Origin of the sequence: Ferrimonas balearica DSM 9799 (assembly GCF_000148645.1) — a bacterium.
In the GTDB taxonomy this organism is placed as follows: Bacteria; Pseudomonadota; Gammaproteobacteria; order Enterobacterales; family Shewanellaceae; genus Ferrimonas; species Ferrimonas balearica.
The window spans coordinates 620,971-642,902 of sequence record NC_014541.1 but is presented as its reverse complement, the minus strand read 5'-3'; the positions used below and the strand labels follow the sequence as shown (position 1 = coordinate 642,902).

24 protein-coding genes and 5 tRNA genes are annotated in these 21,932 nt (G+C 61.2%); 19 read left to right on the top strand and 10 right to left on the bottom strand.

From position 1 onward, the window contains the following. Window positions 1-94 precede the first annotated feature (94 nt). The 6 genes from FBAL_RS03080 (at window position 95) to FBAL_RS03055 (ending at window position 3,944) form a co-directional block, all read left to right on the top strand. Window positions 95-1,120, top strand: a complete 1,026-nt coding sequence (locus FBAL_RS03080) for a methyltransferase (RefSeq protein ID WP_013344111.1) — start codon at window positions 95-97, stop codon at window positions 1,118-1,120. A gap of 69 nt (window positions 1,121-1,189) precedes the next feature. Next, a tRNA-Leu gene (locus tag FBAL_RS03075) sits at window positions 1,190-1,276 on the top strand. 17 nt (window positions 1,277-1,293) lie between these two features. Continuing rightward, window positions 1,294-1,380: transfer RNA gene (locus tag FBAL_RS03070), tRNA-Leu, on the top strand. A 5-nt stretch (window positions 1,381-1,385) separates the two neighbouring features. After that, a tRNA-Leu gene (locus FBAL_RS03065) sits at window positions 1,386-1,472 on the top strand. Window positions 1,473-1,577: 105 nt separating this feature from the next. Next, a complete protein-coding gene (locus FBAL_RS03060; protein ID WP_013344110.1) occupies window positions 1,578-3,239 on the top strand; it encodes a flagellar assembly protein A in 1,662 nt (553 codons plus the stop codon). A gap of 96 nt (window positions 3,240-3,335) precedes the next feature. Beyond that, window positions 3,336-3,944, top strand: coding sequence for a superinfection exclusion B family protein (locus tag FBAL_RS03055; RefSeq protein WP_013344109.1), 609 nt, complete (start codon window positions 3,336-3,338; stop codon window positions 3,942-3,944). Here FBAL_RS03055 and FBAL_RS19470 read toward each other — a convergent pair. Together FBAL_RS19470 and asd are read right to left on the bottom strand one after the other, a co-directional pair. Further along, window positions 3,941-4,624, bottom strand: a complete 684-nt coding sequence (locus FBAL_RS19470) for a TetR/AcrR family transcriptional regulator (protein ID WP_171814246.1) — start codon at window positions 4,622-4,624, stop codon at window positions 3,941-3,943. The genes FBAL_RS03055 and FBAL_RS19470 overlap by 4 nt on opposite strands. Window positions 4,625-4,870: 246 nt before the next feature. Continuing rightward, window positions 4,871-5,977, bottom strand: coding sequence for an aspartate-semialdehyde dehydrogenase (gene asd, locus FBAL_RS03045; RefSeq protein ID WP_013344107.1), 1,107 nt, complete (start codon window positions 5,975-5,977; stop codon window positions 4,871-4,873). A 221-nt stretch (window positions 5,978-6,198) separates the two neighbouring features. Here asd and FBAL_RS20695 point away from each other — a divergent pair, with 221 nt between their 5' ends. Together FBAL_RS20695 and FBAL_RS20690 are read left to right on the top strand one after the other, a co-directional pair. Further along, a complete protein-coding gene (locus FBAL_RS20695; RefSeq protein ID WP_013344106.1) occupies window positions 6,199-6,324 on the top strand; it encodes a hypothetical protein in 126 nt (41 codons plus the stop codon). Window positions 6,325-6,414: 90 nt separating this feature from the next. Beyond that, window positions 6,415-6,540 (top strand): hypothetical protein, encoded by a 126-nt coding sequence (locus tag FBAL_RS20690; RefSeq protein WP_013344105.1) that lies wholly within the window; start codon window positions 6,415-6,417, stop codon window positions 6,538-6,540. A 57-nt stretch (window positions 6,541-6,597) separates the two neighbouring features. Here the strand turns inward: FBAL_RS20690 and hpt are convergent, their stop codons facing one another. From hpt to FBAL_RS03025, 4 genes are all read right to left on the bottom strand, one after another. Next, complete coding sequence (gene hpt / locus FBAL_RS03040; RefSeq protein WP_013344104.1) at window positions 6,598-7,146, bottom strand: hypoxanthine phosphoribosyltransferase; 549 nt, start codon at window positions 7,144-7,146, stop codon at window positions 6,598-6,600. A gap of 4 nt (window positions 7,147-7,150) precedes the next feature. Beyond that, window positions 7,151-7,792 (bottom strand): flavin prenyltransferase UbiX, encoded by a 642-nt coding sequence (locus tag FBAL_RS03035; protein WP_013344103.1) that lies wholly within the window; start codon window positions 7,790-7,792, stop codon window positions 7,151-7,153. Continuing rightward, window positions 7,779-9,146: a UDP-N-acetylmuramate:L-alanyl-gamma-D-glutamyl-meso-diaminopimelate ligase gene (gene mpl / locus FBAL_RS03030; protein ID WP_013344102.1), complete on the bottom strand. Its 1,368-nt coding sequence runs from the start codon at window positions 9,144-9,146 to the stop codon at window positions 7,779-7,781. The genes FBAL_RS03035 and mpl overlap by 14 nt, the downstream gene beginning before the upstream one ends. A gap of 69 nt (window positions 9,147-9,215) precedes the next feature. Continuing rightward, window positions 9,216-10,112, bottom strand: coding sequence for a LysR substrate-binding domain-containing protein (locus FBAL_RS03025; RefSeq protein WP_013344101.1), 897 nt, complete (start codon window positions 10,110-10,112; stop codon window positions 9,216-9,218). A 101-nt stretch (window positions 10,113-10,213) separates the two neighbouring features. Here FBAL_RS03025 and FBAL_RS03020 point away from each other — a divergent pair, with 101 nt between their 5' ends. The 5 genes from FBAL_RS03020 (at window position 10,214) to FBAL_RS03000 (ending at window position 14,498) form a co-directional block, all read left to right on the top strand. Beyond that, window positions 10,214-11,107, top strand: coding sequence for a DMT family transporter (locus FBAL_RS03020; protein ID WP_013344100.1), 894 nt, complete (start codon window positions 10,214-10,216; stop codon window positions 11,105-11,107). A gap of 93 nt (window positions 11,108-11,200) precedes the next feature. Next, window positions 11,201-12,559, top strand: a complete 1,359-nt coding sequence (locus tag FBAL_RS03015; protein ID WP_013344099.1) for a Na+/H+ antiporter NhaC family protein — start codon at window positions 11,201-11,203, stop codon at window positions 12,557-12,559. An 83-nt stretch (window positions 12,560-12,642) separates the two neighbouring features. Further along, window positions 12,643-12,975 carry a hypothetical protein gene (locus FBAL_RS03010; protein ID WP_013344098.1) on the top strand — a complete coding sequence of 111 codons (333 nt, stop codon included), beginning with the start codon at window positions 12,643-12,645 and terminating at the stop codon, window positions 12,973-12,975. A 117-nt stretch (window positions 12,976-13,092) separates the two neighbouring features. After that, entirely contained in the window at window positions 13,093-13,356 is a 264-nt protein-coding gene (locus tag FBAL_RS03005) for a hypothetical protein (RefSeq protein ID WP_013344097.1), read from the top strand. A 179-nt stretch (window positions 13,357-13,535) separates the two neighbouring features. Next, window positions 13,536-14,498 (top strand): class 1 fructose-bisphosphatase, encoded by a 963-nt coding sequence (locus FBAL_RS03000; RefSeq protein WP_013344096.1) that lies wholly within the window; start codon window positions 13,536-13,538, stop codon window positions 14,496-14,498. A gap of 56 nt (window positions 14,499-14,554) precedes the next feature. Here the strand turns inward: FBAL_RS03000 and FBAL_RS02995 are convergent, their stop codons facing one another. Together FBAL_RS02995 and FBAL_RS02990 are read right to left on the bottom strand one after the other, a co-directional pair. After that, window positions 14,555-15,475: a manganese-dependent inorganic pyrophosphatase gene (locus FBAL_RS02995; protein ID WP_013344095.1), complete on the bottom strand. Its 921-nt coding sequence runs from the start codon at window positions 15,473-15,475 to the stop codon at window positions 14,555-14,557. A gap of 93 nt (window positions 15,476-15,568) precedes the next feature. Next, complete coding sequence (locus FBAL_RS02990; RefSeq protein WP_049779319.1) at window positions 15,569-16,627, bottom strand: tetratricopeptide repeat protein; 1,059 nt, start codon at window positions 16,625-16,627, stop codon at window positions 15,569-15,571. Window positions 16,628-16,863: 236 nt separating this feature from the next. Between FBAL_RS02990 and FBAL_RS02985 the strand changes: the two genes are divergently transcribed. The 3 genes from FBAL_RS02985 to FBAL_RS02975 are packed head-to-tail and all read left to right on the top strand — an operon-like array spanning window position 16,864 to window position 19,457. Continuing rightward, window positions 16,864-18,078, top strand: a complete 1,215-nt coding sequence (locus FBAL_RS02985; RefSeq protein ID WP_041251156.1) for an MFS transporter — start codon at window positions 16,864-16,866, stop codon at window positions 18,076-18,078. Window positions 18,079-18,111: 33 nt separating this feature from the next. Continuing rightward, window positions 18,112-18,648, top strand: a complete 537-nt coding sequence (locus tag FBAL_RS02980) for an SRPBCC family protein (protein ID WP_013344092.1) — start codon at window positions 18,112-18,114, stop codon at window positions 18,646-18,648. After that, window positions 18,645-19,457, top strand: coding sequence for a TIGR03899 family protein (locus FBAL_RS02975; RefSeq protein ID WP_013344091.1), 813 nt, complete (start codon window positions 18,645-18,647; stop codon window positions 19,455-19,457). Before FBAL_RS02980 ends, FBAL_RS02975 begins: the two co-directional genes overlap by 4 nt. On the opposite strand, the gene cobA is transcribed toward FBAL_RS02975, so the two are convergent. After that, the gene (gene cobA, locus FBAL_RS02970; RefSeq protein WP_013344090.1) at window positions 19,400-20,239 is read right to left on the bottom strand and encodes a uroporphyrinogen-III C-methyltransferase; all 840 of its coding nucleotides are present in this window, start codon (window positions 20,237-20,239) and stop codon (window positions 19,400-19,402) included. The two genes, FBAL_RS02975 and cobA, sit on opposite strands and share 58 nt — an antisense overlap. Window positions 20,240-20,470: 231 nt before the next feature. Between cobA and FBAL_RS02965 the strand changes: the two genes are divergently transcribed. Then, a tRNA-Pro gene (locus FBAL_RS02965) sits at window positions 20,471-20,547 on the top strand. 46 nt (window positions 20,548-20,593) lie between these two features. Beyond that, window positions 20,594-20,670, top strand: a tRNA-Pro gene (locus FBAL_RS02960). Window positions 20,671-20,842: 172 nt separating this feature from the next. Here the strand turns inward: FBAL_RS02960 and FBAL_RS02955 are convergent. Beyond that, window positions 20,843-21,214, bottom strand: a complete 372-nt coding sequence (locus FBAL_RS02955) for a winged helix-turn-helix transcriptional regulator (protein ID WP_013344089.1) — start codon at window positions 21,212-21,214, stop codon at window positions 20,843-20,845. 139 nt (window positions 21,215-21,353) lie between these two features. Here FBAL_RS02955 and FBAL_RS02950 point away from each other — a divergent pair, with 139 nt between their 5' ends. Then, window positions 21,354-21,932 carry an NAD(P)H-dependent oxidoreductase gene (locus tag FBAL_RS02950; protein WP_013344088.1) on the top strand — a complete coding sequence of 193 codons (579 nt, stop codon included), beginning with the start codon at window positions 21,354-21,356 and terminating at the stop codon, window positions 21,930-21,932.

The following is a 21,932-nucleotide window of genomic DNA, read 5'->3' as shown; positions in this document are numbered from 1 at the left end:
CGTTCACACCACGACCCTAGTCGCGGCTTGCGGTTAGGCCAGTCGACTACGCGAGGGTATACTTGGCGCCATTGTCAATCGCGACCCGTCAACTATGTCCCTGACCAACCCCAGCCAACTGGTGCTCAAGCACCAAAACCGTCTGCCACAACAGCTGCTGCTGTTGAATGCCGACGGCGATGCCCTGCCCCAGGCCCTGATCGAAGCCGGTAAGAGCGTCCATATCCTCACTCCGGACTTCCTTAACCATCAGCAGCTGAGCAAGCAATGTCCGGCCGCCCATAACCACTTTGGCGTGGATGGTCAGGGTATCCAGGCCGATGCCGCCATCCTGCGCATTCCCAAGGCCCGTGAGCAGCTGCGTTATCTGGCGGCACTGGCCTGCGCCGTGTTGCCGCAAGGGGCGCCGGTCTATCTGGTGGGTGAAAATAAGGGCGGCATCCGCAGCGCCGGTAAAACCGTGGCGCCCTTCCTCGGCAACTGCGGCAAGCTGGCGTCGGGCAACCACTGTCAGCTGCTGGAGGGACACACCCAATCCGATCAAGCCCTGGATATGGCCCAATGGTGGCTGCCTTATGAGGTCAGCACGCCGGATGGTCCGCTGTCCCTGGCCTCGCTGCCGGGCGTGTTCAGTCATGGTGAACTGGACGAGGGCACCGAGCTGCTGCTTCAGCATCTGCCGGAACATCCGGTTGGCCGGGTGCTGGACTTTGGTTGCGGCGATGGTGTTATTGGCGCGTTCCTGGCCCGGCGCAATCCGGCCATTGAGCTGGAGATGGTGGACATCAACGCCATGGCTCTGGCGGCCAGCCAGCAAACTCTGGCGCAAAATGGACTGAAGGGTAAGGTCTACCCCTCCAACGGTCTCTCCGGTGTCGAAGGGCAGTTTGACCTCATCGTCTCCAATCCCCCGTTTCACCATGGCGCGACACAAACCTTCGATACCGCACGGCAGTTCATCCGGGACGCCGCTAAAGCCCTGAAGCCCGGCGGTCAATTGATTATCGTCGCCAACCATCATTTACCCTATGGTGATGATTTCGCTCACGTATTTGGTCGAGTGCAGATTGTGGCGGCGAACAATAAGTTCAAAATCTACGCAGACAGCAAAAATAACTGAAAAACGTTGTTGACCGATTCTGAAATCTCCCTATAATGCGCCCCCGTAGCAACGACGATGCATCGCAGAGCAGATGTGGCGGAATTGGTAGACGCGCTAGCTTCAGGTGCTAGTGTCCTAACGGACGTGGGAGTTCAAGTCTCCCCATCTGCACCATCGACGTTGATTACATTGCACAAGTGGCGGAATTGGTAGACGCGCTAGCTTCAGGTGCTAGTGTCCTAACGGACGTGGGAGTTCAAGTCTCCCCTTGTGCACCACATTTGCAGATGTGGCGGAATTGGTAGACGCGCTAGCTTCAGGTGCTAGTGTCCTAACGGACGTGGGAGTTCAAGTCTCCCCATCTGCACCAAATTTGAGAACCCTGGCCCAAAAGGCCGGGGTTTTTGCTTTTCCCTGAAAAATCCTCTCGTTATACTGGCCCGGCGCTCATAACAACAACTCACTCAATTTCGCCATGCTCAGTAATCACATGCTCATTCCGGATGAGCAGCACGATGCGGTTTGCCTGGACCTGGTCCCCGCCGAATGCCAAAGCCTCACCCTGACTGACTTTCAGACGCTGCTGAGCGGTAGCGCGTTTGCCAACTACGCCCTACTCAAGAGCGACATCGAGCAGGGGCTCAAGGACCTGAGCGCTCGACGCCAGGGTGATCATCCCGAAACCCCCGTCCGAATCCGAATCGCTGAGCGCCGCCACGGCCAATGGAAGCTGCACCTGTCTGCCGACCAGATGAGCCTGCGGGCAGAGCTTATCTGTCCCCATGGCGGTCAGCATGCCACTTTTGCCCAACTGCTCGAAGCCCTGCAGGCGCTCTCCATCAGCCAGGGCCTCTTACGCCCCGCTATCGATGAATTGATCGCCCTGGGACAGCGTGGGGCACCCGGCAGTGTCCATCAGGCGGAGATTGCCCGGGGCCGTCCGCCCCGTCATGGCGAGAGCGCCCGTCTTGAGCGCCTGGTGCCGCTGGCCCGTGAGCGGCTGCTGAAACCTCAGGAGCAGGATACGGGTAAGGTCGACATGCGGGATCTGGGCTCCGTCATCATGGTGCGCAACGGTGACCCTCTGATGCAGCGCCATCCGGCCAAGCCGGCTCAGGATGGCTACACCGTCACCGGCAAACCGCTGAAAGCCAAAGCCGCCAAAGACCTGGCCATCCAACCCGGCAAAGGCACAGTGCTCGACCCCAATAACTCCGATCTGCTGCGCGCCACCATGGCGGGCCAACCGGTCGAGAGCCGCAATGGCATGGCGGTGGATGAAGTGCTCACCGTCAAACAGGTGGACGCCAAGCATGGCCATATCGATTACGAGGGTTCGGTGATCATCCACGGCGAAGTGAGCGAAGGGATGCGGATCCGCGCCACCGGTGACATCACCGTCGGCGGCTTTGTCGATGGCGCCAGGCTCGAGGCGGGTGGCGACATTGTGGTTACCCAGGGCGTGGTCGGCCGACTGCGGGACGACGGCAGCCTGACCTGCAGCCTGGTGGCTCAGGGTCAGATCGTGGCCCGCTTTATCCAGTACAGCCTGTTGGACAGCGGCAGCGACATCCGGGTTGAACGCCAGTTGATGCACTGTCAGGTGCATTGTCGTGGCAGCCTGGTGGTGGGCGACGAACAGGGTCGCAAAGGCGACCTGGTGGGCGGTGATATCCGCTGCGCCGGGCCGGTGGAAGCGGTGACCCTCGGCGCCCGTGCTGGCACCCAGACCCACCTGCGGCTCGGCGATGGCATCCATGAGTTGAAGACACAGCAGGAGAAGCTGACCACCAAACTTAAAGCACTGGAAGACCAGGCGATGAAGCTGCGACTGGCCCAGCGCAAACTGTCTCCGGTTCCCGAGTCTGCCCCCGATCCGCTGCAAAGCCTGCGCCAGCAGCTGACCCTGGGGCGGGAGCGAGTCGATGCCCAGCACGCCGCATTGCTGGCACAGCGCAACGAGCTGGATGAGCAGATCGAGCGCTTCTTCGAACACGTGCAGGTTACCGTGAAGTCCAAGCTGTTTCCCCGGGTGGAGTGCGAAATCGGCCCGGCCCACGGCCACACTCAAAAAGAGACCGGCCCCAGTCGCCTGCGCAACGAGCAGGGCAAGTTCACCATCACCCCACTGATGTGACCGAGGCCATCGTTCTGCCAAGAACGATGGCACCAAGCTTGCTTACCCACTGATCCCCATCGGAAGATGACGAGTTTCTGTCGCTAGGGAGTGCCCATGGCCCAATTTCTCACTTTGCTTCGCCAACTGCCCGTTGGCCCCCTGTGCAGCCAACTGGCGCTGTGGCTCCTGCTGACCTGCCTGGCCCTGCTGTGGCTGCCGCTGTCGACGCTGCAATCCCTCTACCTGCAAGCCTGGGTGGCTGAGCAGGGCTTTTGGCTGGGCCTTGGCGTGGTGGCCAGCGCCTGCTATCTGCTGGCTTCGGCACTGCGCCTGGGCGTGGGCGAGCTGCTGAGTCGCCAACAGCAGGAGCGCCGTAAGCAGTTGGTGATGGAGAAGCTGTCGGTTCTGGATGGCGGTGAACGTGCGGTACTGCGGGAGTTCTTCCTGCAGAGCAAATCGCTGGTGGCGATGCCCCTGAACCACCCGGCGGTGGAGGAGCTGAAACAGGCGGGCGTGCTGGAACAGGTCGGCGGCGTTGAGCATTACGCCATTGAGGGGCCGGTGGCACCGATGAAGATCACCACCGTGGCGCGCACCCGGCTCACCCGCCAACTGCTGCGCCTGCCGGAGGGGACACCGTCAGAAACACAACGGGCGGCCCTGCTGGCCGCCCGTCCGGAGTTTGCCAATAGCCTCACCAGAGGCCGGCGTCACGCCGCTTAGAACGCGGCCACCATGGCCTGATCTTCTTCGCTGGCGGAGAGCTGATGCTCCACTTCGGCGATGATGCGCTGGTAGGAGTCTTCCTGCAGCGGACGCTGCCAGTCGAGGGTACCCACCAGAATGGCGAAGGCGGAGAAGATCTCACGGGTATCCAGCTGCTTCACGGCGTTGCTCATCAGCGGGTTGTGAATCACGCCGGACGCACCACGCTGGAAGCAGGCCATCATGGCATGCAGGGTTTTCACCTCTTCGTCGGTGGCGTTCAGTTCACCCTGGATACGGGCCCCTTCCACCACACGCAGAATCGCGGTGTAAAACTGCTCCAGGTACATTTTCAGTTCCTGAACCCGATACTCACTGGCACGCTCAACCACTTTCGGTGCGCCACCCAGGGTGTTGAAACCCAGGGTCCAGGCGGACCGGTTCACCGCCACAACGGCACAGAGGTGCATGGCAACCCAACGCTCGGCAAAGCTGAGCTGACTGGTCATAAAGTGGGGTTGGCGCTCCACCATCTGTTCAACATGACGGGCGAAGATGGCCACCAGCAAATCTTCTTTGCTGGAGAAGTGCTTATAGAGGGTTCCCGCACTGCATCCTGCCAGCGGTGCCAGCTCGGAGAAACGGAAAGAGACGAGGCCCTGATCCCGGATCAGTTGCTCCGCCAGACGAATTAGCACTTGGTCCCGCTGCCGGAAGCGGGTTTGTGTTGGAGAACTCCAGCTGGACGTGCCGCTGGCCTCCATGGCCGACACAGTATGCATGAGGATTGCCTTAACGCCGTATTGAGTGACCACACTCTACGTCCGGTTTCTTAACACAACTGTGCGCTGAGGCTAATTTTTCCCTTTGGGATAGGGACAAAATGTCAAAATTGGAGCTAATGCACAAAAAAAGGGAGCTATTTTAGCTCCCTCAGTTTCCTTTTATCCGCCCTGCGCCACGAGAATTCGTAACATTCTCCGCAATGGCTCCGCCGCCCCCCAGAGCAACTGGTCGCCCAGAGTAAAGGCGGCCAGATACTGTGGCCCCATATTCAACTTGCGCAGACGTCCGATCGGCACACTCAGGGTGCCGGTGACTCTGGCGGGAGAGAGCTCGGCGATGCTTGCCTCACGCTCATTCGGCACCACCTTCACCCAGGGGTTATGGGCCGCCAGCTTCTGCTCAATCTCCTCGATGGAGAGGTCCTGACGCAGCTTGATGGTCAGCGCCTGGCTGTGACAGCGCATGGCGCCAATGCGCACGCAGATGCCGTCGATCGGTACATGACCCTCCGGGTGGCCCAGGATCTTGTTGGCCTCCACCTGAGCCTTCCACTCTTCACGGCTTTGGCCGGACGGCAGAGCGGTGTCGATCCAGGGGATCAGGCTGCCCGCCAGCGGCGCGCCAAACTGAGCAGTGGGGAACGCGTCACTGGCGAGGGTTTCGGTAATGGTGCGATCGATGTCGAGAATGGCACTGGCCGGGTCCGCCAGCGCCTCTTCCACGCTGTGGTGCAGTGCGCCCATCTGGCTGACCAGCTCTTTCATATTGCGGGCCCCGGCACCGGATGCGGCCTGATAGGTCATCGGGCTGACCCATTCAATCAGGTCCTCCTCCAGCAGCCCGCCCAGTGCCATCAGCAGCAGCGAGACGGTGCAGTTGCCGCCGACAAAGGTGCGCTGGCCGGCGGCGAGGGCGTCGTCGATGACAGTGCGGTTGACCGGGTCCAGCACGATCACCGCGTCGTCGTCCATCCGCAGCGAGGAGGCCGCGTCGATCCAGTAACCCTGCCAGCCCCGTTGGCGCAGCGGGCCGTACACCGCCTTGGTGTAATCGCCGCCCTGACAGGTCAGGATCACCTCCTGCTCAGCCAGGGCATCGAGGTCATAGGCGTCTTTCAGCGGGTCGCCATGGGGGCCAGTGATGCCCACCTGCGAGGTGGTGAAAAAACTCGGCGTGATCCGATCAAAGTCCGACTCTTCGGTCATTCGCTGCATCAGCACCGAACCCACCATGCCACGCCAACCAACCAATCCCACCTTCAACATGCCCTGCTCTCCTTCTGACCGTCCTAACTCGCGGGCCCTCTACTCTAACCGCAAGCCCTGGTGGGAAAAAGAGACGATGCGACTGAGTTATAACCAGCATCAGGGGTGGCGATAACCCAGCCCCATCACCCGCTCAAAGGCCAGACCAGTGCGATCCCGACTCGATCCCGGGCCAATGGGGTGTTACACAGAGAAGGAGGGCCTTGATAGGGGGTATCACCATGGCAGAACACACTCCGAACCAGGAACAAAGCGACAACGGTGCAGACTGGCGCGACGGTCAGCTGGGCCAGCAACTGGTGGACTTGCTGGAGGAGTCTTACCGGACGCCACCGGAATCGGAATAGGCCGGTTAGACCAAAGTCGAATGGAGCCGGGTCAGGCCCATTGCCTACCCTGTCGGCTCAACCCCACGCGGAATACGCAGAGAGGAATCCATGACTGAGCCACAGCTTCCCCACGGTACGGGTGACGACACACACTGGCGCGATGGCGACCTCGGCGCCGCGCTGGTCGAACTTTTGGAGTCGGCCCTGACACCGCCCCAAAGTGACAGCGAGTGAGTCGACACCGAACGAAAAAAGGCGCCCGATGGGCGCCTTTTTGGTGGCCTTTGCGGCTTACGCTTCGTCGTGGTGAATCACGGTAGCGATGTAAGGCAGCTGGCGGTAACGCTCGGCGTAATCCAGGCCATAGCCCACCACAAACTCATCCGGGATCTGGATGCCCACGTAGTCCACCGGCACGTCGGTCACGCGGCGCTCCGGCTTATCCAGGAAGGTACAGATTTTCAGGCTGGCCGGCTCACGGGTCATCAGCAGCTCACGGGTTTTGGCCAGGGTGCGGCCGGTATCGATGATGTCTTCCACCAGCATCACATGGCGGCCATGGATGTTGTTGGCCAGATCCATCACGATCTTCACTTCGCCGGAGGACTCAGTGCCGTTGCCGTAGGAGGAGGCGGTCATAAAGTCGAAGCGGATGTCGCCCTTCAGGCGGCGGGCCAGGTCAGTCATAAAGACCACAGAGCCCTTCAGCAGACCCACCAGCAGCAGGTTATCCACATCGGCGTAGTCACGGTTGATCTGCTCCGCCAGGTTATCCAGGATGGTGTTGATCTGGTCCTCGGAGATCATCTCCTTGAGGCTGTGCTTCTTCAGTTCGCTCATGGTCTTAATTGCCGTTGTTTGAGTCAGAGTTTGGACCGTAACCCCAGCGGGTCATCAGTCGATGTTCAATCTGGAGGTGGTCCAGCATCCTGGCCACCATAAAGTCCACCAGGTCCGCAATCGACTGCGGCTGATGGTAGAAACCCGGCGCCGCCGGCATCACCGTGGCACCCAGTTGGGTGAGCTTGAGCATGTGCTCGAGGTGAATGGCGTTGAATGGGGTTTCCCGCGGCACCAGGATAAGCTGGCCACGCTCCTTCAACACCACGTCAGCGGCACGCTCAATCAGGTTGTTGCTCATGCCGGTGGCGACGGCCGCCAGCGTCCCGGTTGAGCAGGGGCAGATCACCATCCGCCGGGGCGCACCGGAGCCGGAAGCCACCGGTGAAAACCACTCCTCTTTGCCATACACCCGAAGCTGGCCGGGTTCGGCACCAAAGCGCTCACTCAGCATCGCTTCGCAGGCTTTGGGATTGCCGGGCAGGCTCATCTGTTCCTCCTCCAGCAGCACCACGCGGGCGGCGGCGGAGACCATCAGATGAACCTGGAGGCCGGATTGTAGCAAACACTCCAGCAGGCGCAGCCCATAGGGCGCCCCGGAGGCGCCGGTAAAGGCCAAAGTGATGGCTTGCTCACGCTTTGTCATGGGAAGGCTCCAGTGCCTCAAGCAGTCGGTTATGTATGCCCTCGAAGCCGCCGTTGCTCATCACCAGCACGGTATCGCCGGTTTGCGCTTCGGCCACGATGGCGTCAATCAGGTCCTGAACCGAGTCGCGCACGGTGACCGGCACCGGCGCTGCGGCCATGGCGGCAGTCAGATCCCAGCCCAGCCCCGGCGGCGCAAACACAAAGGCCTGGTCGCTTTGTCCCAGCGACGCCGCCAGAGTGGCTTGGTGTACCCCCTGTTTCATGGTGTTGGAGCGCGGCTCCAGCACGGCCAGGATGCGGGACTCACTGCCCAGCCGGGCGCGCAGCCCCGCCAGGGTGGTGGTGATGGCGGTGGGGTGGTGGGCAAAGTCGTCATACAGCGTCACGCCAGCGGCTTCACCACGGCGCTCCATGCGGCGCTTCGGTCCGGCAAAGCGGGCCAGCGAGGCGATGCCATCGGCGGGTCGAACCCCTACATGGCGGGCGGCCGCAAGGGCACCCAGCGCATTTTGAATGTTGTGGTCCCCCATCAGGTTCCACTGCACCTCACCCAGCACCTCGCCACCGAGCAGGACTTCAAACCGGCTGCCATCCTGTGCCAGCTTACGGGCCTCCCAGCCACCGGGGCCCAGCAGCGCCTGTTCGCTCCAGCAGCCTTTGGCCAGCACCTCGGCCACCGCCGTGTCCGCGGCTGGCCAGATGATCTGGCCGGAGCCGGGTACGGTACGCACCAGGTGGTGAAACTGACGCTGGATGTCCGCCAGAGAATCAAAGATGTCGGCGTGGTCAAACTCGAGGTTGTTGATCAGCAGGGTGCGGGGGCGGTAGTGCACAAACTTGGAGCGTTTGTCGAAGAAAGCGCTGTCGTATTCATCCGCTTCCACCACAAAGAAAGGCGTGTCCCCCAGGCGGGCAGAGACGCCAAACTCCTGCGGCACGCCGCCAATCAAAAAGCCCGGGGCCAGCTGGTTATCCTCCAGCAGCCAGGCCAACATCGACGCGGTGGTGGTTTTGCCATGGGTGCCGGACACCGCCAGCACCCAACGCCCCGGCAGTACGTGTTCACAGAGGAACTGGGGGCCGGAGGTGTAGGCCATGCCCCGCTCCAGCACCGCTTCGACGCAGGGGTTACCACGACTCATGGCGTTGCCGATCACCACCAGATCCGGTTCCGGGTTGAGCTGGGCCGGGTCAAAGCCTTCGATAAGCTCGATCCCCTGCTCCTCCAGCTGGGTGCTCATGGGCGGATAAACATTGGCATCCGAGCCGGTAACGCGATGCCCCTGGGCCCGGGCCAGCAGTGCCAGGCCCCCCATAAAGGTGCCGCAAATCCCAAGGATGTGAACGTGCATGGCCTGTCCTGATTCGCCGAAAAGCGCCATTGTAACCGCCCTGCCCTGCGCGCTTCAAAACCTGCGCGGTTATCCGGCCTCGGTATGGAAACCTTGCTGAGTCAGCCAGTGGGCCAACGTCACCAGATGAGGCTGTCGCGCCCGGGAGGCTTTGTAAACAAAATAGAAGTGATCGCCGGTGGCCAACTCCGGCAATGGCAGGCGCACCAGCCCGGCCGCCCCCTCGTCATTGAGCATGTAATGGTTAAGCAAGGCGATGCCCTGGTCATAGCGCGCCGCCTCCGCCGCCAGCAGCATATGGCTGACGTGCTGGAACTGCCCCGGCTCGGGAGCGGGGCAGCCACACTGCTGACACCAGGCCAGCCAGTCTGCGCCGGGCTGGCGAAAGCTGGACTCCACGGACAACAGCGGGTGCTGCCACAAGGCCTGCGGCAACGCCTGATTACGCAGCTGTTGCCACAACCCCGGCCCACAGGCGGGCAGCAGACGCTCCTGATAGAGGTGATGGCTGACCACCCCGACCGACGGAGGGCTGATGGTGATAAAGCAATCCCCCACCTCGTCGCTGCAAACCGGATCGTCCGCGGTCATATTGAGGCTGAGCTCTATCTCGGGGTGGGCCTTGCGCAGATCCGCCAGCCGGGGGATCAGCCACTTCACCGCCAACGAGCTGTACAGCGCCAGTCGCAGCGGTCCACTGGCCCCTTCGCGTATCACCGAACTGGCCTGAGCCAGCCCCTGCAGTGCCGGACTGATCGCGTCGTAGTAACGCTGGCCGGTCGGGGTCAATGTCCAGTGTCGTCCCTGTCGGGCCAACAGGCTCTCCCCCAGATAGCTTTCCAGCTGACGCACCTGATGGCTGACCGCGCTTTGGGTGATGTGCAGCGCCTCGGCGGCTTTGGAGAAGCTGTTCAGGCGCACGACGGCTTCAAAACACTGGGTGGCACGCAGGGGCGGCAGTTTCATTAGCTCAGCTCATAAAGGGTTAATTTTCATCATTATACATAATGAAAGAGGGACACTACCCTGCCGGACAGTCGTTTTGCTGTCTCACTGGAAGTGTGAAAATGTCGCCGCTTACTGCCCGCCATGCCATGGTGCTGCTGGTGCTGGGAAACCTCGCCGGAGTGCTCTCCGATGCCTTTATCAAAACCCTTGAGGGGGAGGTGGCGATCTTCCAGTTTGTGCTGTTTCGCCTGCTGGCTGCCGCGGCCTTCCTGTTACCGCTGGTGCTCTGGTTTAACCCCGGGCACTGGCGGGTGGGCCTGAAGTGGCACCTGCTGCGGGCCCATATTCTGTTGCTCGGTGCCATGTGCATGGTGCCAGCGATGACCCACCTGCCCATCGCCACGGCTGCCGCACTGTTCCACTCAGCCCCGCTGATGATGCTGCCCCTGGCGGTGCTGTGGTATCGCGAGAAACTGAGTCGGGCCGCCATTGCCGCGGCACTGGTCGGCTTTATCGGTGTGCTGGTGGTGGTGCGCCCTACCGAGATCAATATCGGTGCCCTGGCGGCCCTGCTGGTGGCGTTCTCGCTGGCCTGCAACAACCTGCTGGTGCGCAAACTGCCGCGCCAGCATGGGGTGCTGCAGACGCTGTTGCTCACCAACCTGTTTGCCATTCCGGTGGCCACGCTGCTGGCGATTTGGGAGGGCAAGCCATGGGATTTCGCCCCCGCCGCCACGGCGGTGGGCTCCAGTGCCATGATCATGGTTTACACCGGCCTCTGTGTGGTGGCCTACCGGGCCGCTGACAGCAGCAAGATCGCCAGCGCCGAATACACCGCGCTGATCTGGGCGGGGCTGGTGGGACTGCTGTGGTTTGGCGAACGTCCAGACCTGCCGATGGTGGCCGGGGCGGTGTTGATCATCACCCCCATGTGGTGGCTGGCGCGGCAGGACAGGAATTCGAACAGGATCACAGATCCGGAGGCGGATCCCCGACCCGCACAAGACGTTTAGACGTCTATATTGACGGACTTCTGGAATTCCACTACAGTCGCGGCCATTGCAGTAACGTGCCGCGGCCTCCGCCAAGGCCGGTTGGAGAGCCCCATGAGTCAAACCCAGGCCTGCCCGGCCAACACCGCCATCGATACCCCCAACGCCACTCCGCTGGCGTTGCTGCCCCTGGTGCTGTTTCTGGTGCTGTTTGTCGGCACCGGTTCCTACCTCACCTACCAGGGTGTGGAGTTCGCGTTCTACGAGCTGTCGCCGGTGATCGCCATCCTGCCTGCCATCGTGCTGGCCCTGACCCTCGGCGCGCTGAAATTCCAGCAGCCGCTGGAAACCGGCATCAACACCTTTATCAAGGGCATCGGTGACAACAACATCATCGCCATGTGCCTGATCTACCTGCTGGCCGGTGGCTTTGCCGCCGTGGTCTCCGCCACCGGTGGGGTCGACGCCACCGTGGCTCTGGGCCTGACCCTGATCCCCGCGTCCCTGCTGCTGCCGGGCATCTTCCTGATCAGCGCCTTTATCTCCACCGCCATGGGCACCTCCATGGGGACCATTGCCGCGGTCGCCCCGGTCGCCCTGGGCATCGCTCAGCAAACCGGCATCGATACGGCGCTGATGGCCGGTGTGGTGCTGTCCGGCGCCATGTTCGGCGACAACCTGTCCATCATCTCCGATACCACCATCGCCGCCACCCGTACCCAGGGCGCGCAGATGAAGGACAAGTTCCGCGAGAACATCCGCATCGCGGCCCCGGCTGCTCTGGTTGCCGTGGTGCTGTTTGCCATCGCCGGCAGCGGTAAAGCGGACATCGCCCCGCAAGAGTTCGACCTGATCAAAGTCCTGCCCTACCTGGCCATCCTGGTACTGGCGGTGATCGGCATCAACGTGTTTGTGGTGCTGTCGCTCGGCATCGTACTGGCGGCCCTCACCGCCTTTGTTGGCGGCGACTACAGCCTGATGACCCTGGGCAAAGACCTGATGAGTGGCTTCGCCAAGATGCAGGAGATCTTCATTCTCTCCATGCTGGTGGGTGGCCTGGCGGCTCTGATGAGCGCGCAGGGTGGCCTGGCCTGGCTGACCGACAAGGTGGCCGCAATGATCACCCGCCTCAGCCGCCGCGGTAACAGCGCCGCAGCCGAGCTGGGCATGGGCGCCCTGGTGGCCAGCACCAACGCCTGTGTGGCCAACAACACCGTGTCCATCATTGTGGCCGGTCCGGTGGCCCGCTCTCTGGCTGAGCAGAACAGTGTGGCGCCCCGCCGCGCGGCGGCGACTCTGGACATCTTCGCCTGCATCATCCAGGGCCTGATCCCCTACGGTGCCCAGGCCCTGCTGCTGGCAGCCACCTTCTCGCTCTCCCCCATCGCGGTGGTGGCCCAGGGCTGGTACTGCATGCTGCTGACCGCCTTCGCCATTGGCGCCATCCTGTGGCGTGGCCGTCAAAGTCACTGAGCCCGGAACCTTTTTGCCAAACGGCTGCCCACAGAGGCAGCCGTTTTTGTACAATGGCTCTGAATCGTCCAAAGGAGCGTCACGTGAACGAACTGCGTCGAGAAACGAAACTGGCTGGCCTGGGTTACGCCCTGTTTATCACCGCCTTTTTCCTCGCTTTTGGCCCCTACGCCTTTGCCGATGGCGGCAAGGAAGCGGCTGAGATTATGGGTGGCACCGTAGGCATGGTCAGCGCCATCTCGGCGGCACTGGTTGCCCTCGGTGGCGTTGCCAGCTGCCTGATGAGTGTGGTGTTCAGTATCCAGTCACTGCGCCAGGGCCCACAGGGGCAATCGGTGGCGGCCCTGTTCCTGGCCCTGCTGCCGTTGCTGTTGATTGGCCTGTTTATCTGGCAGAACCAGCAGCTGATGTTCTGACCGGCCCACATTGAAAAAGCCGGCCCTTTGGGTCGGCTTTTTTGATCCTGCTCACGGCCAATCCAGGGTCGGCCCTTTAAACTTGCATTTAAACAACAACTTTATAGAGGCCCTCCCATGTCTACCCTGACCCTGGCCGTCCTGTACGGCTACACCGGCCTGATGGCGCTGGTTGCCCCCTACCTGCTGCTGGCCTGTCTGTGCTCCGGCCGCTGGTGGATGTGGCCCGTTGGTGTCGGCTTCTTTGTGGTTATCCTCACCTTCCTGCCGCCACCGGTGGCCCTGTTCTCCTGCTACTTCGCTGTCGGTGGCGCGGGTCTGTTGCTGCTGAATCGGCTGTGGCAAACCGTTCGCCGTTACCAACAACAGCGCACGGCCTGAGCACCACACCGCCCGCCCCCGAATTGAACCCCATTCCCGATAAGGCGGGCATTCTCTGCCCGCCCTCGCTGTGAACTCTTGTGACTGAAACCACGATTGCACACTGCAATCCGCATCGGCATCCGCTATCATTGCGGCCATTAAATGCCCTATAAAAATCAGCCTTACAGGACCCTTCCATGCACACTCTTCAAGAGACCCTGTCCCGCCGCGGTGTCGACGGCGAACTGCTTACCCTGATCCAGTCCCTGGCCAGCTGCGCCACTGAGATCAGCGCCCTGGTGCGCGGCGGTGCACTGGCAGGGGTACTGGGTGCCACCCAGAGTGAAAACGTTCAGGGTGAAACCCAGAAGAAACTGGACGTGATCGCCAACGAACTGATCAAGCAGGCGCTGCAGGCTCAGCCTCTGGTCAAGGGTGTGGCCTCCGAGGAGGAAGATGATGTGGTCGCCGCCAATGCCGATGGCCGCTTCCTGGTGAGCTTCGACCCGCTCGACGGCTCCTCCAACATCGACATCAACTCTCTGGTGGGCACCATCTTCTCCGTGCTGCCCGCCCCGGCAGGTGAGGTGAACGAGGCGGCGTTCCTGCAGCCGGGCGAAAACCAGCTGGCCGCCTGCTACATGCTGTACGGCCCGGCCACCGTGATGGCCCTGACCACCGGCAATGGCACCCAGATGTTTACCCTGGACCCGAAAACCGGCGACTTCATCCTGGTGGAAGAGCAGGTCAGCATCCCGGCCGACACCGCCGAATTTGCCATCAACATGTCCAATCAGCGTTTCTGGCAACCGGCCATGCAGAACTACATCGCCGACTGCCTGCTGGGCAAAGAGGGCCAGCGTGGTAAGAACTTCAACATGCGCTGGATTGCGGCCATGGTGGGCGATGTGCACCGGGTGCTGTCCCGTGGCGGCCTGTTTACCTACCCGCAGGACACCAAGAATCCGGAGAAGCCGTTCAAGCTGCGCCTGATGTACGAAGCCAACCCGATGAGCTTCCTGGTGGAGCAGGCGGGCGGCGTTGCCTCCACCGGCTACGAGCGCATTATGGCGATCCAGCCTGAGGGCATTCACCAGCGTGTGGCGGTGATTCTCGGTTCTAAAAATGAAGTGAACACCTGCCTGGAATACCACCGCTGAGTCGGTAACAGGCACAAAAAAGGCGCCCATCGGGCGCCTTTTTTTATCGTATTCGCTTACGCGAAGGCTTGCTGCAGCGGCGGAACCACCTGCTTCTTGCGGCTCAGTACACCGTCCAGCCACACTTTGCCATCTTCGATGGATTGGCCGTAAGCGCGCTCAACCACGGACAGGTCATCACTGATCACCAGCAGCTCAGAGCCTTCCTTCATGATGTCGGTCAGCAGCAGCAGAACGGAGTGACGGTTGCCTTCGGCTTTCAGCTTGGCGATGTCTTCCACCAGAGCCGGTTTAACCGCATCCAGTACCGCCAGATCGATCACTTCCAGCTGGCCAATGCCCACCAGGTTGCCGTTCATGTCGAAGTCTTTAAAGTCACGCAGCACCAGGTCACGCGCCGGGGTGCCTTCCACAGCAGACTTCACCTTGAACATCTCCATGCCCAGGCCTTTGAAGTCTTCAATGCCAGCGATCTCAGCCAGCGCTTCCACGCAACGGATGTCGGCGGTGGTGCAGGTCGGGGATTTGAAGATCACGGTGTCAGACAGGATGGCGCACAGCATGATGCCGGCGATCGCTTTCGGGATCTCAACGCCGTGGAAGTCGTACATCATCTTGATCACGGTGTTAGAGCAACCCACCGGACGGATCCAGCACTCCAGCGGGGTGGAGGTGGTCAGGTCGCCCAGTTTGTGGTGGTCAACAATACCGACGATGGTGGCTTCGGCGATGTCGTCCGGGGCCTGGGTCACTTCGGAGTGGTCAACGATGTACACCTGCTCACCGGCGTAGCTCAGCTTCAGCTCAGGGGCTTCCAGGCCAAACTTGTCCAGGATGAAAGCGGTTTCCGGGGACAGCTCGCCCAGGCGAGTGGCCACCGCTTCTTCGCCAATCTGGTTTTTCAGGTAAGCCAGGGCAATTGCACCACAGATGGAATCGGAATCCGGGATCTTGTGACCCACGCAGTAAATCGGCATAGAGATCGTCTCCTCAAAATTTGCGGCGATTTTAACAAAAATAGGCTGGAGACGGGAATAGCTGAGGATCGGACTCGGATTAAGTGAAGCGACTCAGGGGCGTCCCCCCTGCAGGGCCAGCAGCTTCAGCTGGTAGCGTTGACGCTCATCGGCGGGGGCCAGGTCCTCGGCCCGGTTCAGGTGACGGGCACTGAGCACCAGATTGCCCTGTTGGTAATAGGCCCGGGACAGGCCGAAATGGAACTCATGGCGGTAGTCGGCCAGGTCAACCGCTTTGCGATAGAACCGCACCGCTTTGTCGTACTCTCCGGCCTGATAAGCCAACTCGCCCATATCGAAGTGGTAATAGGGGTTACGGATCCGCTTCAGCTCGAGTCGGCCATGCACCTCCTGCCACTCGATCAATCGGTCCTGCGCCGCCAGCAGAATGGCCAGATTGTGCAGTGCATCCAGTTCACTGTCCGGCAGTTCGACCGCATAACGGTACACCGCTTCCGCCCGCTCACTCATGCCGTTTTGGCGGTACAGTACGCCAAGGGTATTCCAGGCGTGGCCATAGTCCGGCGCCTGCAACAGGGCCGCTTTGAGCAGCTGGTAGGCGTAATCGGCCTCGCCGTCCACCATCGCCTCCGCCGCCAGATTGTTGTAGTAGCGTGCCACCAGTTCGTTGCGGGACAGCGGTTCGGTTTGGTAGCCGCGCAACTGATTGCCCGGCAGGAAATCCACGGTAACGCCACCGTCAGTAATCCGCATCTGGTTGGCCCGGTAAGGGGCTGCCAGGCGCAGATTCACATGTCCGTTGATCAGGTAAAGCGCCCCCTGCCGATCCCACACCGGCGGCGACTTGACCAACTGAAATCGCACCGGCATCGCCAGCTCATCCGCCAGCGCGGCGGTCATCACCACCAGTGACATGCAGTTGCCTTGGCGCTGGGCAAAGGTGGTGGCGGCATTTTGGGTCAAACGGTTGTCGTAGCGGATCCCTTCGTCTTCCCGGATCAACGCCAGCAGATCGGATTTCGGGTCCGGCGAATGGCGAAGGTGCTCCACCACCTGCTCCATCTCGGGGCTGAGGGCAAAGATCGAGTCCGGAGTGGGCACAGGCTGAGCGTGCTGAAACGCCTCATCAGCAAAGAGATCCGACGGTGCCACGCCGGTTGGGGGTGCCGCTGCGCAGCTGCACAGCCAGCTTGTTATGAGCAGAATTCGGACAAGCATGGTGTAACCCTAGCTCAAGGCGCCGCTCGCCCCCAACACGGTCACCTCAATATCATATTGTTGTCATGGGAAGCTGCTAACGAAGCGTGCGGTGCTCGGTCGGATTGGCGTACCGTGTTACGCTGCGTGACCGGTTCCGGACGGACCCCGCCGTCCCCAAGTGACCACAGATGCAGGAGGCAGATGTGACCAGCGACCCTCGCCGCGCCCAGTTACTGCTGGGGCTGACCTTTATCATGTCGATGGTGTTTGCCACCTGGCAGACCCTGCTCAACAACTTCGTGGTTGAGGTGGCGCAGTTTGATGGCGCCCAGATTGGTCTGTTGCAGTCACTGCGCGAGGTGCCCGGTTTTCTCGCCTTTACCGCCGTTTTTGTCCTGCTGGTGATACGGGAACAAACCCTCGCCCTGGTGGCGATGGCCCTGCTCTGTGTCGGTGTCGCCCTGACCGGCTTCTTCCCTTCGGCCATCGGGCTGTATGCCACCACAGTGCTGATGTCCATCGGCTTCCACTACTACGAAACCGTTAACCAGTCGCTCACCCTGCAATGGTTGCCCAAAGAGAAAACCGCCGAATTTATGGGCCGGGCACTGTCCGTCAAAGCGGCTGGAGCCCTGCTGGCCTATGCCGCCATCTGGCTGCTGATGACCGGACTGGGCTGGGACTATCGCGCCATGTATCTGGTGTCCGGCCTGGCGGGGCTAGCAATGCTGGCCTATCTGATCACCCGCTTTCCCCGGTTTGACAATCCCCACCCTCAGCACAAGCGCCTGATACTGCGACGCCGCTACTGGCTCTACTACGGCCTGACTTTTCTGTCCGGGGCACGACGCCAGATCTTTATGGTGTTTGCTGGCTTTATGATGGTGGAGAAGTTCGGTTACAACGTGGCCGCCATTACCGGCCTGTTCCTGATCAACTACCTGTTTAACCTGCTGTTTGCCCCGGCCATTGGCCGCTTTGTTCAGCGGGCCGGGGAGCGCCGGGCCCTGACCGTGGAATACGTGGGGCTGGCGCTGGTGTTCACCAGCTACGCCTTTGTCGAGAACGCCGCCTTTGCCGGGGCCCTCTACGTGATTGATCACCTGCTGTTTGCGCTGGCCATCGCCATCAAGAGCTACCTGCAGAAGATTGCCGACCCCAAAGATCTCGCCGCCACGGCGTCGGTCAGCTTTACCATCAACCACATCGCCGCGGTAGTGATCCCCGCCCTGCTGGGGCTGCTGTGGCTGACCGCCCCGGCAGCGGTGTTCCTGATCGGCACCGGCTTTGCGCTGACCTCCCTGCTGCTGTGCCGCAATATCCCCGATCACCCCGATGCCGATAACCCGGTTCGGTGGGCGCCCGTTCGATTGCGAGCCCGCAGCGAGCAAAACCCCACCTAAACTCAACAGGAGTCGTTGTCGGGGAGCAGTCGAATGAAAACCCTGTTAAAACTCCTGCTGGTGGTGCTTTTGGTGGTGCTCGTGGCCGGTGTGATCCTGCCGGATGAGTTTGATGTGCGCCGCAGCGTGCGGATCAGCGCCACGCCGGAACAGATCCACCCCTATCTCAATGACCTGACCCTCTGGCCGCTGTGGAGCCCGTTTTATGGCAACGAGGTTCGCATCAGCGTCGGACGTCCCAGTGCGGGCGTTGGCGCCAATCAGACCTGGCAGGATGACACCGGCAGTGGGGAACTGCGGATTGTGCAGAGTGCGCCCGCCGTCGGCATCCAGTATGACCTGCACTTTAACGGCAGCCCCCAGCCCATGCAGGCCGGTTTTCGCTATCGCACCCAGGGCAATGACACCGTGGTGATCTGGGAGATGAACGGAAAAATGCAAATCCCGGTGGTCGGTGCCTATTTGGCCATGATGGCGGATGTTATGATTGGCGAGCAGTTCCAGCAGGGACTGGAGCGATTAAAAAGATTGGTAGAACAGCAACCTAGCCAGGAGAGTGAGCGGCCATGACCGAGGCCTTCAGCCCACCAAAGCACCGCAGTACCCGCCATCAGGCCGTCGCATTAACCCGGTTGATGGGCCTCAGCCTTGATGAAAACGGGGTGCAGGGCACCCTGTTACAGCGGGCCGAGCAGCGCGTAAAGCGCCTGCATGAGCAGTACCAACTGAACGTTGAGGCGGTGCTCCATCACGCCGTTGAACACAGCGACAATGACGTCGCCGGCCACGAGCCTGACCCCGACTGGCTGCACCAGTTTCTCTCCCTGGCCGAGAAGGTCCACTCCCCCAGAATGCAGGAGCTGTGGGGTAAGATCCTGGCCACCGAGCTGTCCCAACCCGGCTCCTTCAGCCTGCGGGCCCTCGACACCCTCCGTCAGATGACCCAGAAAGACGCCCTGTTGCTGGGCCGCGCCGTGGCCCTCTCCAGCATGCTCAACAGCGAGCCAAACCGGAAAATTCTGCTGGGCTACCGCCGGATGCCCGGTTACGGCGGCTTACTGCCCGCCGGTCAGCCCAGCCTCTCTCTGTCCCGCTTCGGCTTGCCCTACAGCGCCATCCTCACCCTGCGGGAACAGGGCATCCTGTTTGCCGCCGAGCTGGAGACCGGCCTGCTCACTCAGGGGGAACCGCTGCGACTGCGACTGCTCAACCAGACCCTGCTGCTGCGCCCCCGCCACAACCGCCTGCGGCTGCGCTATTACCGGTTTACCCCGCTGGGACTGGAACTGGCCCGGCTGGTGCTGGACCAGGGTGACGCCGACTACATCGCCGCGCTGTCGAAAATGTTGTCGAGAGACTTCGAGTTGATGGCAGGCTGAGCCTCCGCCACAAACCAGTCCAACGAGTCCGCCAGCGCCGTGGTTTCTCCCACCAGGATCGCAGCCGGGCTGGGCAAGTGAGGCTGGGACGCCAGTATGGTTAATTCGCCAAGCGTGCCATTGACCCGCTGCTGGCCACTCTGGCTGGCCTGTCCCACGATCGCCACCGGCATCTGTGCCGCCATGCCCGCCGCCATCAGGCCCTGCTGAATGGTTGCCGCCCGCTTCAGGCCCATGTAGATCACCAACGTGTGGCCGGGGATCACGTAGGGCGACCAATCCGAAATGGGCTGACCATCCTTACCGTGGCCAGTAACAAAGGTCACCCCTTGCGCCACCCCACGGTGAGTCAGGGGCATCGCGCCATAAGCGGCACAGGCACTGGCTGCCGTGACACCGGGGACCACCCGAAACGGGATGCCCGCCAGTTTCAACGCCAACATCTCCTCGCCGCCACGACCGAACATCAGCGGGTCGCCGCCTTTAAGGCGCACCACCCGATAACCCGCTGCCGCCTTGGCCAGCATCACCCGCTCAATCTCGGCCTGGGGCAGACTGTGTGCACCACAGCGTTTGCCCACCGCGATACACTCGACGTTCGGGGGGATCAGGTCCAGGATGGGTTGCGACACCAACGCGTCGTACAACACCACTTCCGCCTCCTTCAGTGCCTGATAGGCATGCAGGGTCAGCAATCCCGGATCACCCGGGCCGGCGCCCACCAGCACCACCTGTCCGGGCGACGTATCTGAGCGGCGTTGAGAGAGGGAATATAGAGACACGAGCAGGGCTCCATCGAAAACGATGAAGTAAGCCTAACTGCCATCTATATTCCACAACAAAGAGTCAATCATTACCCTTAATAACAAAAGTGAATATAAGGGCGGGCCCATTGGCCATATGCGCATCAGTTCGGGCACAAAAGCGGCAAACAAACACAAATGCAGGATCGAGTGCTTGCGCAGCGGGGGAAAATCGCTAGAATACGTCGCCGTTGCAATGCGACAATCAATCGGTGTGTAGCGCAGCCTGGTAGCGCACTTCGTTCGGGACGAAGGGGTCGGAGGTTCGAATCCTCTCACACCGACCAGATTTCCAAAGCCTCGCCAAAGCGGGGTTTTTTAAGCCAGTTTATTCGGTGTGTAGCGCAGCCTGGTAGCGCACTTCGTTCGGGACGAAGGGGTCGGAGGTTCGAATCCTCTCACACCGACCAGACACGAGAAAGCCTCGGCATCAGCCGGGGCTTTTTTGTATCCTCAGAAAGTGGCCTGTTCGGAACTCAGAGCCGAATCGAAGCCCGCCGCATTCACTCCTCGCTCCAGCCGGGCACCGCATCGTAGCGTGGGCTTTCAGCCCACGGCAGCGCAAATCCCGGGCCCAGAGCATCAAATGTCGTGTTCAATGGCCCAGTCTTTCAGCAGCTCCAATACCGCCAGGCTGGAGCGTCCAAAATCGGTGATCTGGTAGGAGACGGCCACCGGGCGCTCACTCAACACCTCGCGCCGAATCAGCCCCTGCTCCTCCATCTCCTTAAGACGTTGGTTGACCATCTTCTTACTGGCTCCGCCCAACATGCGGGCCAGATCATTAAAGCGCACCGGTTCATCCTTCAGATGCCACAAGATCGAGCCTTTCCACTTCCCGCCGATAATGCGCATGCCGCGCTCAATCGGACAGGGCTCCTGACAGGGGGAGATCGCCCGCTTCTGTCCCTGAGCATTCACCTCGACACGGGCTTGAGGATGGGTGTCGGCCATATCACTGCTCCTGTTTCCTGACGGCTCCCTACCGGAACACCATCAGTTAGGTTACTAAAAGTATACTGGTTGACGTTGGTAACCACACGATACCACAATGCGCTCAACACCACAGCGACCCATTACCGGAGCCAGTGATATGAACGTATTGATCATCAACACCCACCAACCCTACCCCTTCTCCGAAGGCAAACTCAGCGCCGCCATGGTCGATGTCGCGGCTGAGCTGGCCAGAGGCAAAGGTCACCAGGTGCAACTCACCACCATGACCGAGGCCTACGACATTGAAGCCGAGGTCGAAAAGCACCTGTGGGCCGACCTGGTGATTCTTCAGATCCCGGTGAACTGGATGGGCGTGCCCTGGTCCTTCAAGAAGTACATGGACGAGGTCTACACCACCGGCATGATGGGCGTCCTGTGCGATGGCGATGGCCGCAGCCGGGAGGACGCCAGCAAGCAGTATGGCAGTGGCGGAAAGCTCAGCAGCCGATACCTGATGTCACTCACCTTCAATGCGCCCCAGGCAGCCTTTGATGACGAAGATCAGTTCCTGTTTGAAGGCAAAGGCGTGGATGACCTGATGTTCCCGATGCACATGAACTTCCGATTCTTCGGTATGTCAGCGCTGCCCACCTTTGCTAGTTTTGATGTGATGAAAAACCCCGATACTGAGAACGACCTGGTTCGTTTCCAACAGCATCTGGCCCCACACCTGTAA

Coding starts and splice junctions, on each gene's coding strand:
- FBAL_RS03080 (WP_013344111.1), top strand. CDS start 95: ATGTCCCTGACCAACCCCAGCCAACTGGTGCTCAAGCACCAAAACCGT.
- FBAL_RS03060 (WP_013344110.1), top strand. CDS start 1,578: ATGCTCAGTAATCACATGCTCATTCCGGATGAGCAGCACGATGCGGTT.
- FBAL_RS03055 (WP_013344109.1), top strand. CDS start 3,336: ATGGCCCAATTTCTCACTTTGCTTCGCCAACTGCCCGTTGGCCCCCTG.
- asd (WP_013344107.1), bottom strand. CDS start 5,977: ATGTTGAAGGTGGGATTGGTTGGTTGGCGTGGCATGGTGGGTTCGGTG.
- FBAL_RS20695 (WP_013344106.1), top strand. CDS start 6,199: ATGGCAGAACACACTCCGAACCAGGAACAAAGCGACAACGGTGCAGAC.
- FBAL_RS20690 (WP_013344105.1), top strand. CDS start 6,415: ATGACTGAGCCACAGCTTCCCCACGGTACGGGTGACGACACACACTGG.
- hpt (WP_013344104.1), bottom strand. CDS start 7,146: ATGAGCGAACTGAAGAAGCACAGCCTCAAGGAGATGATCTCCGAGGAC.
- FBAL_RS03035 (WP_013344103.1), bottom strand. CDS start 7,792: ATGACAAAGCGTGAGCAAGCCATCACTTTGGCCTTTACCGGCGCCTCC.
- mpl (WP_013344102.1), bottom strand. CDS start 9,146: ATGCACGTTCACATCCTTGGGATTTGCGGCACCTTTATGGGGGGCCTG.
- FBAL_RS03025 (WP_013344101.1), bottom strand. CDS start 10,112: ATGAAACTGCCGCCCCTGCGTGCCACCCAGTGTTTTGAAGCCGTCGTG.
- FBAL_RS03020 (WP_013344100.1), top strand. CDS start 10,214: ATGTCGCCGCTTACTGCCCGCCATGCCATGGTGCTGCTGGTGCTGGGA.
- FBAL_RS03015 (WP_013344099.1), top strand. CDS start 11,201: ATGAGTCAAACCCAGGCCTGCCCGGCCAACACCGCCATCGATACCCCC.
- FBAL_RS03005 (WP_013344097.1), top strand. CDS start 13,093: ATGTCTACCCTGACCCTGGCCGTCCTGTACGGCTACACCGGCCTGATG.
- FBAL_RS03000 (WP_013344096.1), top strand. CDS start 13,536: ATGCACACTCTTCAAGAGACCCTGTCCCGCCGCGGTGTCGACGGCGAA.
- FBAL_RS02995 (WP_013344095.1), bottom strand. CDS start 15,475: ATGCCGATTTACTGCGTGGGTCACAAGATCCCGGATTCCGATTCCATC.
- FBAL_RS02985 (WP_041251156.1), top strand. CDS start 16,864: ATGCAGGAGGCAGATGTGACCAGCGACCCTCGCCGCGCCCAGTTACTG.
- FBAL_RS02980 (WP_013344092.1), top strand. CDS start 18,112: ATGAAAACCCTGTTAAAACTCCTGCTGGTGGTGCTTTTGGTGGTGCTC.
- FBAL_RS02975 (WP_013344091.1), top strand. CDS start 18,645: ATGACCGAGGCCTTCAGCCCACCAAAGCACCGCAGTACCCGCCATCAG.
- FBAL_RS02955 (WP_013344089.1), bottom strand. CDS start 21,214: ATGGCCGACACCCATCCTCAAGCCCGTGTCGAGGTGAATGCTCAGGGA.
- FBAL_RS02950 (WP_013344088.1), top strand. CDS start 21,354: ATGAACGTATTGATCATCAACACCCACCAACCCTACCCCTTCTCCGAA.